Below are 938 nucleotides of genomic sequence, written 5' to 3' on the forward strand. Positions count from 1 at the left end.
TTCCCGTTGAACTGACTGTCCGCAAATAGACAGCTGCCGCGTACCCTCGCTCCGAGGCATCACAAAACCCATGTAGGGTAGCCTTACATCCCACCGATGGGAGCAATTTGCGAGGTATGGCGATGCGTACGATCGATCGGAATTTGTAATTTCCTTTTATCTGAAACTTAAAATGCCGGCTTAGAATAGCATCACCCCATTTCTTGCTCGTGGGAGTCGTACGAGGCGACTAAGGGACTCGATTGTGTGTATTGCAATTTAAGGCGATGTGCTGACAATCTGTCACTATAGTGATATACAATTATCTTAATGACCCTCAATGTTTGACAGGCGTGGCATGAGTGACCGTTTTTTGTTTTTTTCCGCTCTGCCTACCCCGCAAGGGATATAGGCGTGATATATGTATGTATGTATGTAACTTAAAACATTTATTTCAAATACATGTAGTCTAATGGTAAAACTTTGTTAAACGAACATCTCAATATGTTTCCATGTTAAGAAATTAAAGCTATCAACATCGTTTGTAGACTTTTAACCTTTTCGCCGCCAAGCTATTCGAGTAAAAAATTGCAACCAGCGCCACACCAATTTCTTGGTAAAGAAATACTCAATAAAATAGAGATGTCAATTAATCGGCGGAAATATTACAACAAAGGAGGCTGCTGAAGCGTTGATTGATGCTGGTGTTGATGCAGTGAAAGTTGGAATAGGGCCAGGATCGATCGTTTTATTCACTACGGAATTGCAGCAGCTGTTCAGGCAGTAGAAGATTCACTAATTTTGGAAAATAAAAATATTAATAAAGAAATCTATCAACATCGTTTGTAGACTTTTAACGAGAACGGATAATATTGAGATAGGTATGCGAGGTATAAACCTATCTAAATAAAAGCAACTCAATTTAATAGTCAATAAATAATCATGTGTACAAATTAATA

At 38.7% G+C, this 938-nt stretch carries 1 pseudogene; it reads left to right on the forward strand.

Annotated elements, in window-relative coordinates:
• Window positions 1-625 precede the first annotated feature (625 nt).
• Window positions 626-724, forward strand: a pseudogene (locus tag ACJ5GX_RS08020) (IMP dehydrogenase); the annotation flags it as partial.
• Window positions 725-938: the final 214 nt, after the last annotated feature.

The organism is Wolbachia endosymbiont of Tuta absoluta, assembly GCF_059414725.1.